At 73.6% G+C, this 18709-nt stretch carries 11 protein-coding genes; all 11 read left to right on the plus strand.

The features are described from left to right. Positions 1–20 precede the first annotated feature (20 nt). Positions 21–3644: a DUF4132 domain-containing protein gene (locus OHT51_RS15590; RefSeq protein WP_328879544.1), complete on the plus strand. Its 3624-nt coding sequence runs from the start codon at positions 21–23 to the stop codon at positions 3642–3644. Further along, positions 3641–4741: an ATP-binding protein gene (locus OHT51_RS15595; RefSeq protein WP_328879545.1), complete on the plus strand. Its 1101-nt coding sequence runs from the start codon at positions 3641–3643 to the stop codon at positions 4739–4741. Before OHT51_RS15590 ends, OHT51_RS15595 begins: the two co-directional genes overlap by 4 nt. Next, positions 4741–7203 carry a DUF5682 family protein gene (locus OHT51_RS15600; protein ID WP_328879546.1) on the plus strand — a complete coding sequence of 821 codons (2463 nt, stop codon included), beginning with the start codon at positions 4741–4743 and terminating at the stop codon, positions 7201–7203. Before OHT51_RS15595 ends, OHT51_RS15600 begins: the two co-directional genes overlap by 1 nt. After that, a complete protein-coding gene (locus OHT51_RS15605) occupies positions 7200–8540 on the plus strand; it encodes a VWA domain-containing protein (protein WP_328879547.1) in 1341 nt (446 codons plus the stop codon). The genes OHT51_RS15600 and OHT51_RS15605 overlap by 4 nt, the downstream gene beginning before the upstream one ends. A gap of 32 nt (positions 8541–8572) precedes the next feature. Then, entirely contained in the window at positions 8573–10750 is a 2178-nt protein-coding gene (locus tag OHT51_RS15610; RefSeq protein WP_328879548.1) for a hypothetical protein, read from the plus strand. A 65-nt stretch (positions 10751–10815) separates the two neighbouring features. Continuing rightward, complete coding sequence (locus tag OHT51_RS15615) at positions 10816–12522, plus strand: S1 family peptidase (RefSeq protein ID WP_328879549.1); 1707 nt, start codon at positions 10816–10818, stop codon at positions 12520–12522. 10 nt (positions 12523–12532) lie between these two features. Then, the gene (locus OHT51_RS15620) at positions 12533–14650 is read left to right on the plus strand and encodes a tetratricopeptide repeat protein (RefSeq protein ID WP_328884329.1); all 2118 of its coding nucleotides are present in this window, start codon (positions 12533–12535) and stop codon (positions 14648–14650) included. An 84-nt stretch (positions 14651–14734) separates the two neighbouring features. Next, positions 14735–16186 (plus strand): VWA domain-containing protein, encoded by a 1452-nt coding sequence (locus OHT51_RS15625; RefSeq protein ID WP_328879550.1) that lies wholly within the window; start codon positions 14735–14737, stop codon positions 16184–16186. Between the two features lie 32 nt (positions 16187–16218). Next, positions 16219–17082, plus strand: coding sequence for a hypothetical protein (locus OHT51_RS15630; RefSeq protein WP_328879551.1), 864 nt, complete (start codon positions 16219–16221; stop codon positions 17080–17082). Continuing rightward, a complete protein-coding gene (locus OHT51_RS15635) occupies positions 17079–18302 on the plus strand; it encodes an ABC transporter substrate-binding protein (RefSeq protein ID WP_328879552.1) in 1224 nt (407 codons plus the stop codon). Before OHT51_RS15630 ends, OHT51_RS15635 begins: the two co-directional genes overlap by 4 nt. 34 nt (positions 18303–18336) lie before the next feature. Then, a complete protein-coding gene (locus tag OHT51_RS15640) occupies positions 18337–18696 on the plus strand; it encodes a CU044_2847 family protein (protein WP_328879553.1) in 360 nt (119 codons plus the stop codon). Positions 18697–18709 lie beyond the last annotated feature (13 nt).

Consider the following 18709-nt stretch of genomic DNA (forward strand, 5'->3'; position numbering starts at 1 on the left):
GTCGGCGAAGGGGAGGGGCCGTGCGGCGCTGGGAGTTTGTCGGGGACGGTTCGGCGAAGTTCTGGGAGGCGGAGGCCGAGGGCGCCGCTGTCACCGTGCGCTACGGGCGAGTTGGCGCCGAGGGCCGTACGCAGGTGAAGGAGCTGGACTCGGCCGAGGCCGCCGAACTCCATCTGGCGAAGGTGATCGCGGAGAAGGAGCGCAAGGGGTATCGGGAGGTTTCGGCCGAGGTCGCTGTCGAGGATTCCGCGCGGGCTGTGGAGTCGGCGCCGGCGGTGGATTCGCCGCCGGCGTCGCCGGACGGGGTCGTCCCGCCCGATGAGGTCGTCCTGCCCGATGAGGAGACCTTCGAAGTACCGGTCGCCTGGCGGCGGTTGGTCCATCCGAGGCGGGGCGGGATCAGGCGTGGCGCCGTCGCGCCGCGCAAGGACGCCGAGAAGCTCGTGGCCGGCCGGCTGAAGGAGGAGGCGGAGTGGATCGAGCAGATGCTCTCCTCTCCGAAGAGCGAAGCCCGGATCGTCGAGGCGGCCCGCGCGCATCTGAGCGGGAGCCCCAGTCCGCTCGGCGCGGCCGCCCTGGCCGCGCTGACCGTGCACTACCAACTCCCCAGCGGGGTCTTCGTGGACACCTGGGTCGAGGACCACGGCCTGGCCTTCGCCGCTCGTGCGGTCGTGGAGTACTTCGACATCGAGGCCTACTGGCTGCAGTACGGCATGAACCGGCAGGATCCCCGGCTGCGCTTCCGGCCCGCCGGCGGCTATGTCGAGGGCCAGTGGGCGCGCCCCCACTTCGCGGACCGGATGAGGGCCCTGCTCGCCGCGGCCGACGAGGACTCGTACGGGGCGGCCGTCGCCGCGCTCGCGCAGTGCCGGGACGCGGAGCGTCGTCGCATCGTCGTGTCCTATCTGGTGCCCGGCGAGCGGGAGTGGGTCGCCGAGTGCTGCACGGGCGAGGTCGTGGACGACCCGCTGCTCCGGGAGATGCTGCTCTGCTCGATCGGCTCCCCCGATCAGCTCGGTCACTTCGGCAGCAGACTGCATCTGCACTGGGGCGGCTGGTCGATGGCGTTCGTCGCCACGCTCGCGGAGGGCACCGGCACCGCGTTCGCGCCGCGGCTGGAGGAGGGCCTGGACGTCGCGTACGGCTCCGACCGGACCAAGATCCTCGCCGGCGCCCTGGTCGAGCTGCCGTCGGACGACGCCTTCGGCATCCTTCTGGCCCGCGTCGAGGACAAGCACGTACGCCCGCATCTGCTGGAGGCGATGCGGCGTTACCCGGTCCGCGCGCTGCGCCTGCTGGGCAAGGCGGCGCTCGGCCCCGCCAAGTACGCGTCGATGGCCCGGCAGTTGCTGGCCGCGCACGTCCATACGCACCCGAAGCTGACGGCCGCCGTGCTGCCCGACCTGCCCGCCGCCGTCGCCGAACTCGTCGAACCGATGCTCACCAGCAGTGACCGAGTGGCCGACGCCCCGCCGGAGGCGTTGCCCACGCTGCTGGTCAGCCCGCCGTGGGCGAAGAGGCGTACGGCCCGCAAGGCGCGCGTGGCGGACGAGACGCCGGTCGTCCCGGAGCCCCGGGCCGCCTGGCTGCCGGGTGAGCGGGAGGAGTGGGCCGGCACCAAGTCCTGGTACGCCGAGTGGCGCAAGAAGTACACCTGGTCCAAGGAGATCGAAATCCTCCAGCGGGGCGAGCAGTTGAAGGACGTCCGGGACGTCCGGCTGTTCGTCGACGGGCCCGCGGACGTCGTCCGGCCGCTGCTGGCCGTCTGCGCCCCCAAGGACTACTGGGACGGCGAGTCCTCCCTCAAGCCGGTCGCCGCCAAGCACGAGGTGCACGCCCTGCCGTTGCTGCTGCACGCCGCCGCCCGGCATCCCTCCACTCTGGGGGCGCCGGTCCTGCCGTATCTGAGTGTCGAGGTCGCCGCGCTGGTGTGCGACTGGCTGGCCCGTCTGAAGTCGGCCGACGCGACGGCCCGCGCGTGGCTGGCGCGGCACGGTCTGGCCGCCGTCCCGTACCTCGTGCCCCACGCGGTGGGCAAGCCCGGCATCGTGCGGCGGGGCGCCGAGCAGGCGCTGCGGCTGGTGGCGGACGCCCGGGGCGGCGAGGCGGTGCTGAAGGCCGTCGCCGAGTGCGGGCAGGAGGCCGCGGACATCGTCGGGGAGATGCTGTCCGCCGATCCGCTGGAGAGCGCACTTCCGGCACGTATGCCGGCCGTGGGCGCCTGGGCCGACCCGGCGCTTTTGCCGCAGATCCTGCTGAAGGAGGGCGGCGCGCTGCCCGCCGACGCGGTACGGCACGCCCTGACCGTGCTGGCGGTGTCCAAGCCCGGCGAGGTCTACCCCGGCCTCGACGTGCTGACCGAGCGCTGTGCCGCCGACTCCCTCGCCACTTTCGCCTGGGGCCTGTTCGAGCAGTGGCGGCTCGCCGGGATGCCTCCGAAGGAGAGCTGGGCGCTGCACGCCCTGGGCTGGCTCGGGGACGACGAGACCGTCCGGCGCCTGACTCCCGTGCTGCGCGCGTGGCCCGGTGAGGGAGCGCACCACCGTGCCGTGGAGGGGCTGACCGTCCTCGCGACGATCGGCACCGACGTGGCGCTGCTGCATCTGCACGGCATCGCCCAGCGGGTGCCGTTCAAGGCCCTGAAGGTCCGCGCCCAGGAGAAGATCGCCGAGGTCGCCGAGGGACTGGGCCTCACGCCGGAGCAGCTGGGCGACCGGCTCGTCCCCGACTTCGGCCTCGACGCCGACGGCAGCACCGTCATCGACTACGGCACCCGGCAGTTCACCGTCGGCTTCGACGAGCAGCTGCGGCCGTACGTCCGCGACGCCGACGGCAAGCCGCGCAAGGCCCTGCCCGCACCCGCCGCCAAGGACGACCCGGAGCTCGCGCCGGCCGAGCGCAAGCGGTTCGCGGCACTGAAGAAGGACGTCCGTACGGTCGCCGGCGACCAGGTGCGGCGGCTGGAGGCGGCCATGGTCGCCCAGCGCTCCTGGCCGGCCGCGGAGTTCCGGGACCTGTTCGTGGCGCATCCCCTGCTGTGGCATCTGGTGCGGCGCCTGGTCTGGCTCAGCGAGGTGGACGGCGAGATGACGGCGTTCCGGGTCGCGGAGGACCGTACGTTCGCCGACGTCGAGGACGACGAGCTGACGCTGCCCGACGAGGCGAGCGTCCGGCTGGCGCATCCGCTGCACCTGGGCGAGGATCTCGGCGCCTGGTCGGAGCTGTTCGCCGACTACGAGATCCTGCAGCCCTTCCCGCAGTTGGGCCGGGCCGTGCACGCGCTCACGGAGGAGGAGGCCGCGGGCCACCGGCTGGCCCGCTTCGAGGGGGCCACCGCACCGGTCGGCAAGCTGCTCGGCCTGACCAAGCGGGGCTGGGAGCGGGGCACACCGCAGGACGCGGGTGTGGAGCGCTGGTTCTCCCGGCGGATGGCCACGGACCGCTACCTGGTGATCGAACTCGACCCCGGGATCGCCGTCGGCATGGTCGAGGAGTTCGGCGACCAGAAGTTCGAGACGGTGTTTCTCGACACCAGGCCGGACGACTACTGGCGCAGGCGCGAGTACAAGCTGCGCTTCGGCGGCCTTGACCCCGTCATCGCCTCCGAAATCCTCGCCGATCTCACCGAGGTGACCGCGAAGTGACCGCGACCGTGACCGTCGAAGGCGCCGACGAGCAGCTCCAGCGCCCACCGGCCGAGGTCCGCCACGCCGAGGAACTCGCCGCCCTGCGTACCGGCGACGGCGACCCGCGCCCGCCGGGCTGGCAGCTCAGCCTGCGTGCCGCCCGCCGTTTCATCGTGGGCGACGAACGGGCGGGCATCAGCCGCAAGTTCGTCGGCAACGTCTCCCTGGTGGAGCGCGCCCTGGTCACCCTGGCGACCAACCGCGGTCTGATGCTCGTGGGCGAGCCGGGCACGGCGAAGTCGCTGCTGTCCGAGCTGATCGCGGCGGCCGTCAGCGGCAGCTCCGCGCTCACCGTGCAGGGCGGCGCGGCCACCACCGAGGACCAGATCAAGTACTCATGGAACTACGCCCTGCTGGTCTCCGAGGGCCCCTCGTCCCGCTCCCTCGTCCCCGCGCCCATGCTGAGCGGCATGGCCGAGGGCCGGATCGTGCGCTTCGAGGAGATCACCCGCTGCCCGCTGGAGGTGCAGGACTGCCTGCTGTCGCTGCTGTCCGACCGGGTGATCGCCATCCCCGAGCTGGACGGGCCCCAGGGCATGGTCTTCGCCCGGCAGGGCTTCAACGTCATCGCCACCGCCAACACCCGCGACCGGGGCGTCAACGAGATGAGCGCCGCGCTCAAGCGTCGCTTCAACTTCGAGACCGTCTTCCCGATTCCCGACTTCGACACCGAGCTGGCGCTGGTCGAGGCCGAGGCCACGGCGTTGCTGCGGCAGTCGGGCGTGGAGGCGGCGCCGCGCCGGGACGTGCTGGAGGTGTTGGTGGGCACGTTCCGGGAGCTGCGCGGCCCGGCCGAGCGGGGCGAGCGGATGTCCACGGTGATGAGTACCGCCGAGGCCGTGTCCGTCGCGCACGCGGTGGGGGTGCGTGCCTGGTTCCTGCGCGGCGAGCAGGGCAGCGCGGCCGACGTGGTGACGAGCCTGGCGGGCACGGCCGCGAAGGACAGCCCCGAGGACCTCGCCCGGCTCCGGCGGTTCCTGGAGCAGGACGTGCCTCGGCGCAAGGGGGCGCAGTGGCAGGCGCTGCACGACGCACGGCATTTGCTGGCGGACTGATGACCTGCACCGTCGACTCCGGCTCGGTCGTGTTCCTCGGCGTACGGCACCACTCGCCGGCGTGCGCCCGCCTGGTCAGCCACGCGATCGAGACACTGCGGCCGGCGTACGTCCTGGTGGAGGGCCCGGCGGACATGAACGACCGGCTGGACGAGTTGCTGCTCGGCCACCGGCTGCCCGTCGCCGTCTTCAGCCACTACCGCGACGAGAATCGCGTCGCGACCTCGTGGGCCCCGCTGTGCGACTACTCCCCGGAGTGGATCGCGCTGCGGGGCGGTCGCGCCGCCGGAGCGGACGTGCGGTTCATCGACCTGCCGGCCTGGCATCCGGCCTTCGCGGAAGGCGCCGACCGGCAGACCAACCGCTACGCCGACGCCGAGGCGAGGTACACGGAGGCGACCCGACGGTTGTGCGCGCACTTCGCCGTGGACTCGGTGGACGCACTGTGGGACGGGCTCTTCGAGGTCGCCGAACCGGATGACGGGGCCGAGCCGGGTGACGGGGCCGAGCCGCATGACCCGGACGTCCTCCGGGCCCGCCTCGACGCCTACTTCGAGCTGGTCCGCGGCGACGCGGAGGCCGACCCCGGCGACCGGGCGCGCGAGGAGTACATGGCGTCCTGGGTCCGGGCCGCGGTGGCCCGCGCCGGGGAGCGGCCCGTGCTGGTGGTGACCGGCGGCTTCCACCAGCCGACGCTGCGCGCGCTGTCGTTCCCGGGCGGCGGCCCTGGCGACAGCGGGTCCGACAGGGCCGCCGACTGGCCGGAGGTCCCCGCCCCGCCGGACGGCGCTCTCGGCGGCAGCTTCCTGGTGCCGTACTCCTTCCGGCAGTTGGACGCCTTCTCCGGCTACCAGTCCGGCATGCCCTCGCCCGGCTACTACCAACAGCTGTGGGAAGGCGGTGCGGGCGCCGCGGCGCAGGGCCTGTTGCGCTCCGTCGCCGAGCGGCTGCGCGCCCGCAGGATCCCGGTGTCCACGGCCGACCTGATCGCCGCGCGCGGTCTGGCCCAGGGGCTCGCCCTGATGCGGGGGCACCCGTACGAGACCCGGGTGGATGTCCTCGACGGTCTGGCCGGTGCGCTGATCAGCGACGATCTGGAGCAGCCGCTGCCGTGGACCGGTAGGGGCACGCTCGGCGCCGGCAGCCATCCGGTCGTGGTGGAGATGGTCGCCGCCTGCGCCGGCGAGACCGAGGGCCGGCTGCACCCCGAGACACCCCTGCCCCCGCTCGTGCACGACGTCGCAGAACAGCTCGCCCGCCTGGGCCTGGCCGACGCGGACGCCCCGGTCACCTTCGACCTCACCGACCCGAACGGGCTGACGCGCAGCCGGATCCTGCACCGCCTGCGCGTACTGGACGTCCCCGGCTTCACCCGGGTCTCGGGCCCGTCCGACGGCGCCGATCCGGTGTTCACCGAGCGCTGGGAACCCGGTCCGGTGAGCGGGCGGGAGGCCGCGCTCATCGAGGCGGGTGCGTACGGGGCGCGGCTGGACGAGGCCGCCTCGGTGCTGCTCGGTGAGCGGGCGCGTGCGGTCGGCACGGACCCCGGACCACTCGCCGGGCTGCTGTTCGACGCGGTGCTGTGCGGCGTCGGCCCGCTCTGCGACGAACTGCTGGACTTGCTGGCCAAGCAGGTCGGCCAGGTCCGGGAACTCGGGTCGCTGGGCGAGGTGCTGACCGCGGCGCTTGGGCTGTGGCGGCACGACCGGGTGTTCGGCGTGGCCCGCGGCCGGCTGCTGGGCAGTGTTGTCGCGGGCGCCGCCGACCGCGTGTTCTGGCTGGCGGAGGGGCTGCACGGCGGCCCCGGCGTGGACTTCACGCGGCTGCGCGCACTGGCTGCCGCGCGCGACGCGCTGCTGCACGCCCCGGAGTTGCTGTCGATCACCCGTGAAGCCGCCGCCGAGGCCGCCTCCCGCATCGGCCGCGACCGGCGTGCCCCGGCCGAGCTGCGGGGCGCCGCGTTCGGTCTGCGCTGGGCGCTGGGCGTCCCCGACGACCCGGCGACGGCCGTACAGGCACTTGCGGCCGGTGCCGCCGACACTCTCGGCGACTGGCTGGCGGGCCTGTTCGCGCTGGCCCGCGAGGAGGTGGCCGCCGGTGCGACGACCGGCGGCGCCGGAGACGCGACGGCTGCCGGGAAGGTCAGCGCGGAGGTCGACGGGGTCGGCGGCGCGGATGCCGGCGGCGCGCCCCTGATCGACGTCCTGGACGGCATCGTCGCCGCGATGGCCGAGGACGACTTCCTCACCGGCCTGCCCGCCCTCCGCCAGGCCTTCGCCTTCTTCCCGCCCCGCGAACGCGAGCGCATCGCGGAACGCCTGCTTCAGCGGCGCGGCAGGCACGGCTCGGCCCGCTCCCTGCTGCGGACGACCGCCGACCCGCTGCAACTCGCCCGCGCCCGAGCCCTGGAGGAGAACGTGGCCCGACTGCTGGACCGGCACAGGTTGGCGGCATTGCGATGAACTCCCCGACACCGAAGCAGCCACCGGCCTCGCCGGTCCCCGCCCCGCCGGACCCCACGTCCTCGATTCCCACGTCCCCGAATCCCGCCTCGCCGGACCTGACATCCCCGGGCCCCGCCTCGGCGGACCCCACATCCCCGGGCCCCGCATCCCCGGACCCCGCCCTCGAACGCTGGCGCCTGATCCTCGGCTCCCCCGCCGAGCGCTGCACCGGGCCGCTGCGCGATTCCGCCGTCGCCCGGGACGCCGCGCTCGACTGGCTCTACGGCCGTGACGAGGACCTGCGTCGTCGTGGGGTGCGCAGAGGCGGGTCGAAGTCCGACTCCCGCGAGGGCGGCGACGGGCCGTCCCAACTCACCGCCGTCGACTGGCTCGACGACATCCACCGGCTGTTCCCGAAGGAGACGGTGGAGCGGCTGGAGCGGGACGCCGTGGAGCAGTACGGGATCCACGAGATCGTCACCGACCCGGACGTCCTCGCCCGCGTCGAGCCCAGCCAGACCCTGCTGCGCGCCGTCCTGCGCACCAAGCACCTGATGAACCCCCAAGTGCTGGCTGCGGCACGCCGGATCGTCGAGACCGTCGTACGGCAGCTGATGGAGCGCCTGCGCCCGGAGGTCCGCCGCGCGTTCACCGGCTCCCGCTCCCGCCGCCCCAGCCGGCTGCCCCTGGCCCGCGACTTCGACTTCCGGACCACCATCCGCGCCAACCTCGCCCACTACCAGCCCGAGGAACGCCGCATCCTCATCCAGCGCCCGCACTTCCACTCGCGCACCCGTCGCCACCTGGAACAGTGGCAACTGGTGCTGCTGGTGGACCAGTCGGGCTCCATGGCCGGCTCGGTGATCCACTCCGCCGTGACCGCCGCCTGCCTGTGGAGCCTGCCGGGCCTGAAGACCCACCTGGTCGCCTTCGACACCGAGGTGGTCGACCTGACGTCCGAGGTGACCGACCCCGTGGAGCTGCTGATGGGAGTGCAGCTGGGCGGCGGCACGGACATCGCCCGGGCCGTCGACTACGGCGCCTCCCTGGTCGAGAACCCACGGCGCACCATCGTCGCCCTGGTCTCCGACTTCTACGAGGGCGGCGACCCGTATCGCCTGGTCCGTACCGTGCGCCGACTGGTCGAGCAGGGCACCACGGTGCTGTGTCTGGCCGCCCTCGACGAGGCCGCCGACCCCGTCTACGACCGCGGTCTGGCCGGGCGGCTGGCGCAGGTCGGCGCCCCGGTGGGCGCGATGACGCCGGGCCGGCTGGCCGAATTCGTGGCGGAGAAGGTCGGCCGGGGAGGACAGGGCGGACCCGGCGGACCCGGCGGACCGGGAGGTCTCGGATGACTCAGACGACTCAGACGACTCAGACGACTCAGATGACTCAGACCACTCAGGCGACTCGGACGACACAGCCAACGATCCTCCGCACCGATCTGCTGGCCCTCACTCCCCAGACGCTCGCCTCCCTCGCCAACCGCGGCCTCGTCAAGCGTGCCGAGAAGGAGGTGGCGGCGGGCTCCGGTCCTGAAGTGACCGTCACCGACGACGGCACCGTACGCGGACGCTTCCCGGACGGGACGGATACGGCTCTCCCACCGGGCCTCGGCCTGGACGCGGCGGACTGCGGCTGTGCGGCGACGGGCGTGTGCCGCCACCACATCGGACTGGTGCTCGCGTACCAGCGCACGTATCAGCGCACGGCCGAGTCCGCCCCGGAAGATGTCTCGCCCGCCGCCAAGGCCGAGTTCGACGACTGGACGCCGGCCGAGTTCGACGACGACGCGCTGACCGCCGCGCTGGGCCGGGCCGCCCTCCTTGCCGCTCAGCGCGTCAAGGACCGCGGCTACGTCGCCCGACTGCACCACCCCACGGCCGCCGACCCGGAACCCCGCGTCGAACTGCCCACCTGCACCGTCCGTTTCCCCGTCCCCCACGAACTGGGCTACGCCCTCACCGACGCGTCCGCCGCCCTGCGCGGCGAGGTGGTGGTACTGGCGGCCTGGGCGTTCCGGGCCGCGGATGGCACGGACGGGGCGAAGACGGCAGACGGCGCAACCACCCCAGCTGGCACAGCACCCACGCCGGCACCCACGCCGGCACCAGCACCGGCACCGGCACCAGCACCCGCAGCCACCCCCAACACCCCCCGAACCACCGAGGTGAGCGTCGGCGGCCGTACCCCCACCGCCACCGGACACCTCACCGACGGCCCCCTCCGCACCGCCCTGGCACTCGCAGACGACCTCCTCCTGGACGGCGTCCAGCAGGCGGGCCCGGTCTTCGTCGGCTCCCTCGCCCGCGCCCAAGAAGCGCTGACCGCCGCCTCGCTGCACTGGCCCGCCGGTGCCGTGGCCGAACTGCGGGAGCAGATCGACGCGTACGCCACACGCGGCACGCACTACGAGGCGGAGCGCTTCGCCCTGCTGCTGGCCGAGCTGCACGCCCGGCACCGCGCCGCCGCCCACGACCCGGTCGGGGTGCTGGGCACCAAGGAGGCACCGGAGACTGCGCTGCGCCGGGTGCGGCTGGTGGCGCTCGGCTGCCGGATCGGCGGCACGGCGCGCGACCGTATCGCCGAGACGTACTTCGCCCACGCCGAAGCCGGAATCGCGCTGGTGCTGCGCAAGCGCTGGGAGCTGACGGAGGACCAGTCCCTCACCGGGCACGAGTTGGCCGGCCGCCGCCTGCTCGGCTCGCCCCTGCGCACCCTCGCCACCGCGAACGTGGTCAGCGAGCACACCTCACGGGCCGCCGACCGGACCGTCTCCATCTCCCGGGGCCGCATCGCCGCCACGAGCGTCACCCCGCTCGGCTCGGCCTGGCGGGAACTGCCCGGCAGCCTGCGCCTCCGGGACACCGCCGCGCATCTGCGGGCCGCCGGCGAACGGCCGCCCCGGCTGATCCGCCCGCGGGTCGAGGCGGAGGCGGTGCGGGTGGTCGAAGTGGCCGCGGTGGAGACCGTCGGCTACGACCCCGCCGCGCAACGACTGGAAGCGGTCGTACGCGACCCGGCCGGCAACGAGATCCTGGTCCGCGCCGCCTACAACCCCCTCTGCCCCGGCGGACTGGACGCGCTGGCCGCCGCGCTCGGCGACGAGGAGGTCCACGGCGTCAGCGGCATGCTGAACCGCGCTCACGGCAGGATCGTGCTGGACCCGCTGGCCGTACTGACCGGCAAGGGCGTGATCATCCCCGACCTCGCCCCGGGCGAAGGCGACACCACCCTCGCCATGGCCCGGGCCCGTTCCAAGGACCCGATCACCACGGCACTGGAATCTGCCCTCACCGCCCTGGCCCAGGCAGCGCACCACGGCCTGCGCCGAGTGACGGCGCCCGCCCGCACCCGCCTGACCGACAGCGCGGCGGCACTCCAACGCGCCGGTCTGCACACCGCCGCCCGCCTGATACGCGACCTGGACACGACCCTCCACCGGGACGGCGCGACGGCGGCCGTCCCGGCCTGGGTGGATGCCCAGATCCAGCTGGCGGTGAGCCTGGAACTGCACGTGGAAGGAGCGGAAGGACTCGACACCGCCGGGAATCCGGATGGCTGAGGACCGGGGCGCACCCGGCCTGACAACTCGGGTCGATGTGGCGCCCGTTGCCATACCGTGGGCATATGGCGCTGCATCACCACAGTGACGGTCCATGGCGCGTGAGGGTGGACGACGAGGACGGCACGCCGTGCGGCGCCGGAGTACTGCTCGACGACCGGCATGTGCTGACGTGCGCGCATGTCGTCCGGGACGCCGGAGCGGGTCCCGGGGGCACCACCGCTCACGTGCGGATCAGCAGCGTCGCGTGCCGACCGGAGTGGAGCCGCGTCGCGCATGTCGCGCCGGGCACCTGGGTGCACAGGAACGACACGCAGCGCGGCGACGTGGCCCTGCTCGAACTCGACGAACCGGCCGGGTGCGGCACCCGCACCACCCTGTGGAAGGCCCCCATTTCCGGCGGCTCGGTGCGCGTGTACGGCTTTCCCCATGCCGACCCGATCGGCATGGGGACGGACGCGCGGCTCGCGGGGTCCGGTGGCAGGCAGGGCGAGTGGGGGCTGCTGAAGCGGGTGCGCGAGGGCGATCCGTGGATCGAGCCGGGGTATTCGGGCGCGGGAGTGATGGCGCTGGGCGGGGAGTTCGACGGGCGCGTCATCGGCATCGTGGTGGCCGACTACGTCGACGGAGACGCGAAGGCGGCCTGGATGCTGCCCACCGAGACAGTGCTGTCGTATCTGCCCCGCATCGGTGAGCTGGGGTTCTTCGACGGTGACCCCACCGACGAACTCGGACGCACCCGCGGCGAGTTGACGGACGACGTGCTGGGCGACCCGCTGCGGCTCGCCCTGACGCAGGAGCTCACCCGGCTGCTCGACAGCGGCTGGTCGGGCACCGTCACCGTCGGCACCGGCGGCACGACCGCGGTCGGCGACTCCTGGCTGGTGCGTCTCGTGCGCACGGCCGACCCGGCGGCCCGGGCGACCGTCTCCGACGACGAACTCACCGGCGCGCCCGGCGACACGGTTCTCGGGCTGGGCGTCATCGACGCGGCCTATGACGCCCGCGGTAAATCGGTCGCCGATGTGTGCGGCTATCTCACGCGCCGGTTCGGGCTCCCCGGCGGGGACGCCCGCGCGGTCGCGCGGCAGCTGCTGCGGCGCCGGCCGCCCGCCTGTCTGGTGGTGGGCGGCGTGGACCGGGCGCAGGACCCGGATGCGCTGGTACGGGATCTGCTGGGGCAGTTGGCCGGACGTGCCAGGTCGCGGGGCATCCGTCTCGTCCTCGGGTTCGAGGGCACGCCGCCGGACGGCCTCGCCCACGACGTGTCCCTCGACCCGGAACCGATGCGCGGTCCCGCCGTCGGTGCCGTGACCGCGGCGAACGCCCAGGGGGTCGTCGGCCTGCTCGCCGCCGAGGAGGACGCCGCGGCCGCGCTGGAACAGGAGTGGGGCGTGCGGTTCTTCGCCCCGCCCCGGCTGCCGCCCCGCGCCGCGCCCCGGCTGCGGGTCCGGCTGGCCGTCGCCCGGGGGACGGAGCCCAGCCCCGAACTCACCGCCGTCCACGACCGGGCCGTCGCCGCGCGGGCCGCCGTGGCCCGGTACGACCGGGAGGTGCGCCGACTGGCCGGGGCCCACCAGGACCTCTCCTCGACCCTGGAACTGCACCGGCTCCGAGCGGCGCGGTACTTCGGCGACGAGGACCGCCGGCTCGCCGACCTGCACGCCCCGGCCGCCCGCGCGCTGCAGACCGTGCCGATCGACCTCACGGCCGCCCGCCGGTCCGTCGGCCGGTACGTGGACGAGGTCAACCGCCGTATCGAGGAAGGGTGACGCCGTGCCGATGTGCAATCGCCCCGACTGCGGGCGTGGCGAGATCGACGAGCAGGGCTTCTGCGACGCGTGCGACCGGCGCCCGCTGCCGCGGGAGCCGGCCGCTGCGGCGGCCCGTGTCCCCGAGCCGGTGCGGGGAGCGGGCGTCGGCGTGGCGCAGGTGCGTCCGGACCCCTGGTACGGGCTCGGCCTGGTCGGCTCCGACCGGGGTCCCGAGGTCCCGGACGTACCGTTGCGGTCAGCGGAGCCCGTCGCCGAGGAGCATCGTTTCTGCGCGAACCCTTCCTGCCGGGAGCCCGTCGGCCGGGGCGCTGCCGGCGAACCGGGCCGGACGAAGGGCTTCTGCCCCCGCTGCGGCACCCACTTCGACTTCGCCCAGCCCAGCGGCCTCACCATCGCCGGCCGCTACGACGTCGAACGCGTCCTCGGCTCGGGCGCGTACGGCGCGGCCTACCTCGTCCATGACCGCAACCTCGCCACCCACGTCGTCCTCAAGGCCCTGAACAAGTCGGTCGCCAGGACCGCCCTGCACGAACGGGACGTCCTGGTCGGGCTCCGGCACGACAGCATCGTCCGCATCCTGGGCTACGAGCACGAGGGCCCGCATCTCGTCCTGGAGTACGTCCCGGGCGTACCGCTCTCGGCGGGTGACGGCGACCGTCTTGAGACCCTCCTCGCACACGGGATCCGCATCCTCCAGGCGCTCGACTATCTCCATGCCCGGGGCCTGCTGCACTGCGACGTCAAACCGCTGAACATCATCCGGTTCCGGGAGCAGAGCCCCGCGGGCACGCTGGACCGGGTGCGGCTCATCGACTTCGGCGCGGTGCGCAGTCAGAAGGACACGGGGCCGGTGGTGGCGTACACGCCGCCGTACGCACCCCCTGAGGGCGATCCGGAGCATCGGCGGCCGACGCCGGGCTTCGATCTGTACTCCCTCGGCATGACCCTGCGCGAGATGTGCCACTCCCGCTGGACCGACCGCTCGGTGCCCGGCGTCGACTCGCTCCGGCTGCTGCTGGACCGCGCCACCGACACCGAGCAGCCCTGGCGGCGGTTCGTGTCGGCGCGGCAGTTCGCGGAACAGCTCAGCGGCGTCATCCGGCAGGTCGTCGCGGCGGCGCCGGCCCTTCGTCAAGTGGCCCGTCCGTCGGCCCTGTTCGGCTCGATGCCCGAGCCCCTGCACGGTGGCCTCGGGGCGGCCCGGCCGCTGGCCCACTGGGTCGAGGCGCGGCCCGGCGAGGACGCGACGCTGACGATGCGCGCGCCGTTCGCCTCCCCCGAGCCCGGCGACATCGCGGCCGCGCTTCCGGCCCCGCTGTCCGACCCGGACGCCCCGGACATGGCGGGCTCGGCCGGACGTGCCCTGGCGGAGAGCCGGCTCGCCCTGCGCAGAAGGGACCCGGAGCTGGCGGAGCGCACGCTCGCGGCGGCGGGCCTGCCCGACTGGCACTGGCTGCACGCCTGGTACTCCGGCCTGATCGCGCTGGCCCGCGAGGACGCGCAGTCGGCAGCCCGGGCGTTCGGCACCGTACGGGAGGCGGTTCCCGGCGAGTTGATACCGCAGCTCGCCCTCGGCCTGTGCGCCGAGCTGCGGGGCGACCTCGCCGCCGCCCGGTCGCACTACAGCGCGGTCTTCGACACCACCCCCGCACTCGGCGCGGCCGGCTTCGGCCTGGCCCGCGTCCATCTGCTGTCCGGCGAGCGGACCGAGGCGGTGGGCACGGCCGTACGGCTGGCGCAGGAGTTCCGCTACGAACGCGAGGCGCGCGTGGCGGCCGTACGCCTGAGCGTCGTGATCCTCGACGAGCCCGCCCACCGGGAGCCGACCGGGGACGACCTGGAACGGGCCGGGGCGGGCCTGGGCGGCCTCGACGTGGACGCCGCGGCGGCGGCGGGACTGCGCGCGGAGATCCGGTACGCGCACTTCCTGCACCATCGTGACCGCGAGCAACTGTCCGACGCGATCCGCGAACTCGGCCCGCACGCGCCCACCGAGCGCGAGTACGTCGCACTGGTGGACCTGGCGAACCGGTTGCGTCCCCCGCTGCGGTGGCGAAGGGCCGGACGACGTGGCAGAAGCGGTCATTCCCGTTTCGGAGGAACACCCAGAACGCTAAGCTCCTGATACGCCGGGTAAGGGACGGTTACACGCTCCGTAAGGGAAACGCAGCGACGCGATCGGGTGGTGCCGGTGGGGGACAGGTCGCCCTTGGGGCTCAGCTTTGCCCTGGAAGTGGACGCACCCTCGGATCTGGCCCACGACGAGCAGCGCGCGGACGCCCTCGTCACCGTCACGGCACGCGCCGGTGCGGACGGGCAGGCGAGCGCGCTCCCGGACCGGCCGGGCGCCGAAATCCTCATCATGGACCGGTCGTTGTCCATGTCCGGCCGGAAGCTGGACGAGGCGAAACGCGCGATGTGCGCGGCCATCGACACCCTGCGGGACGGCACCCACCTGGGGATCGTCGCGGGCCACCACAAGGCCGAGGTGATCTTCCCGGCCACCGGCGGCCTGGCCCGCGTCGACGCCTTGACGCGGGAGGACGCCAAGCTGCGGGTCGTCGGCCAGTTCGCCGAGGGCGGTACGGCGATCGGGCAGTGGCTGAAGTGCGCCCAGCACCTGTTCACGTCGGTGGCCGCCCCCGGCACCGTGCGCCACGCCGTGCTCTACACGGACGGCAAGGACGAGCACGAGACACCGGAGCAGCTCGGGGACGTACTCACCGCCTGCACCGACCAGTTCGTGTGCGACGCCCGGGGCGTGGGCGGCGACTGGCACTACGCCGAGCTGCTGCGCATCACCGAGGCCCTGCACGGCACCGCCGCGGCCGTCGTCAGCGTCTCGGACCTCACCGAGGACTTCACCCGGCTCGTGCGCCAGGCGCAACGCATCGTCGTGCCCCGCGTCTACCTGGGCCTGCGCCTCAACGACCGGTTCCAGCTCGCCTTCGTACGCCAGACCCGCCCTGTCGAGGCCGAACTGACGGCACGCCGGTCGCAGGACGGCGAGACCCATGTCCCGCTGGGCTCCTGGCCTCCGGAATCCCGCCAGTACCACGTCTCCCTCCGCTTCGACCCTCACACCCTCACCGTCGACGAGGACCTGCGCGCCGCGCGCATCACCCTGCACGCCGAGCGCCCCGACGGCACGCGTGGGCCGTGCTCCGACACGGCGGCCATGGTCGTACGCCGCCGCTCGACCCCCGGTTTCGGGATCCCCAGGTCGGCCCAGCTCACCCGGGTCGAGAACGAACGCGAACTCGGCATGGCGATGCGCGCCTGCGCCGACGCCCACCTGCGCGGCGATCTCGAACGCGCCGACCATGAACTGCGCCTGGCGACCGGCCTCGCGCAGGACCTTCGGGACACCGTGCGGCTACGGCTGCTGCGGGCGCTGGCGACCTCCGGCCCCGACGGGCGGCTGCGGGTGCGGCGCGATGTCTCCCGGGCGGAGATCCAGCGGATCGGGGTCGACTCGACGAAGACGGTGGCGCCCCGGGTGGACCCGGTCGAACTGCCGGTGCTCGACGTCCCGTTGCCGCCGCGCGTGTGCCCGCGGTGCGATACGGCGTCGACGTCGGCCTCGGCCAAGTTCTGCGAGGAGTGCGGGCATCGGTTCGGGGACGGCGCGGTGGGCGGGGAGCCGGTGGACGCGTCGTGACGGCGGTGCGGGGGCGTGGCCCCTCGGCGCGCATGCCTTGGGGACGGAATCGTTCGGGGCGGCGGGCCCATCCCGTCGTCGTACTGCGCCGGCTCCGGGTGGGCGTGCTGAGCATGGTGGCGCTGACCGCGCTGCTGTATCTGCTGGTGGCCAACCGGGCCGGGGAGCAGATGGCCGCCGCCGACCGCACACGCCAGGCCATCGACAACCTCACGGCGGCACGCGAGGCAGCCGTACAGGCGAAGGACGAGCTCACGAAGGCGGAGGAGGCCACCGGCGAGGTCGACCTGATCGGCGCCGGCACCGGCTTCGCGAACGCCACCACCAGCGTGAGCACACTCCTCACCTCGGCGACCAAGGGCAACGCGGCCGGGGAGCAGGGTCTGCACCACATCCAGTTCGTCCAGGGCCAGTTGACGACCTGCCTGCAGCTGGCCAACGGCCCGCAGGGCGCTTCGGCGGCCATCGCGGCCGTGGAGGACGGACCCGAGCGGGACGACGCGGGCCGTGACGTCCGGTTCACCGGCGGGCTCATCGAATCGCTCGAGGATCTCCGGGAGATCGAGACCCTGGCCCTGGAGGAGCAGCTCCGGTCGCTCTGGCTGAACCCCTACCTGCTGTGGCCCCTGTTCCTCACGCCGGTGGCCGTCATGCTGCTGCTGGCCTGTGCGACCGGCCATGTCGTCGCCCGGCACTTCCGGCAGTACCCCAGCCCGGCGCTCGGCCTGGCCCTGCTGGCGACAGCGTCCGTCGCCGTCACCGCGTGCAGCGATCCGCTGCTCCCCGGCAGGGGATGGGTCATGGCGATCGCGCTGCCCCTGCTCGTCGCCGCAGGCGGGCTCGGATACGTCGCCTACCGCCCCCGTATCGACGAGTACCGGTTCCCGCACCCATGAGGCGGCCGACGGCACCACTCGTGCGCTGCGTCCTGGCCCTCGGTCTGCTTCTGGCCGCGGTCGGCTGCGGCGGGCCCGAGAAGGAGCGGGTGACGATCATGGTTCCCTGGTCCGGCACCGAGTTCAAGGCGTTCTACTCGGTCATCGAGGCGTTCGAGGACCGCAACCCCGGCATCGACGTCGAGCCACAGGTCACCCGCGCCCTCACCCAGCAACTCGACGCCGCGGTGGCCGCGGAGGCGGCGCCCGACCTGGCGGTGCTGCCGAGCGTGGGCGCGATCTCCGAGTACCGCAAGGACAGAGCCCTGCGGCCGCTCGCCGTCGACACGGCCGCGTACGCCGAGCCGTTCCGCGAGCTGGCCATGGAGGACGGCGACGTCTACGCGGTCCCCGTCAAGGCCGACGTCAAGAGCCTCGTCTGGTACGACGCGACGGGGGTCGCCCCGCCCCCTCCCCGCACCTGGACCGCACTGCGCGCCCGGCCCGAGAGCTGGTGCCTGGGGCTGGAGTCGGGCCCGACGTCCGGCTGGCCGGGCGCCGACTGGATCGCGGACCTGCTGCTCGCCGAGGCGGGCGCGGACACGTACGAGGCCTGGGTGTCGGGCGATCTGAAGTGGGACTCGACGCCGGTCGAGGAGGCGTGGCGGGCGTGGGGGGATCTGATCGAGAGTGCCCCCGCCGGCGCGGCCACGCGCGGGTTCAGCGAGGCCACCGACGGCATGACCGACAGCTCCTGCTCCCTGGGCCACGGCGCACTGTCCGCGATGGGCTTCGAGCCGGAACGCGTGGAGCCCGGCAGGTACACATACGTGACGCCGTCCCCGGACCGCGTGCTGGAGGTCTCGGCGGACTTCGTCGGCAAGTTCACCGGCAGCAACGACAGCGCCGACAAACTCATCTCCTACCTGGCGAGCGAACAGGCCCAGCAGGCCTGGGTGGACGCACCCGGGTTCGCGCTCTCCGCCAACAGGAAGGTGACGGCGTACGGCAACGACACCCAGGAGCGGATCGCCGGGATGCTCCGCTCCGGATACACGCTCTGCTTCAGCGCCGCCGACGCGATGGATCCCGATGTGTCCGCCGCCTTCTACCGAGCGGTCCTGGAGTACGCGAACGGCAAGGAACTGCCCGCACTGCTGGAGGCGCTCAACAAAGTCCAGCGGGCGATGCGGGACTCCCCGCCGCCCACTCCCCTCTGCGGCACCCCGAACCACGCCTGACGCGCCCCAACTCCCCCTCCCCCAGGAGCCCCCCATGCCGGACGCAGTCCAGTTCACCCTCTCCGACGGCACCGTCGTCCTCGTCGCCCCGCCCGCTCGCGCGGGCACCGGCGCGGTGGGCCTCGGGACCCGTCTGGAGAGCGCGGCGACTTCCCTGCGGGACGCCCTGGCACCGGTCACCGCCGCCGCGTCCGAGGTGATCGGCGGCTTCCGGACCCTCGCCGAGCGACCCGACGAGGTGGAGGTCACCTTCGGCGTCGTCCTGGACGCCAAGCTGGGCGCGGTCCTGTCGAGCGCCACGGCCGGCGCCCACCTCGACGTGACGCTCCGCTGGAACGGCAACAGCGACGGCAACGGCACGGGCGCGGCGCCGGACTCCTCCGGTACCCCCTGAGGTTGATTCACTT

This window comes from Streptomyces sp. NBC_00299 (genome assembly GCF_036173045.1).
GTDB lineage: Bacteria > Actinomycetota > Actinomycetes > Streptomycetales > Streptomycetaceae > Streptomyces > Streptomyces machairae.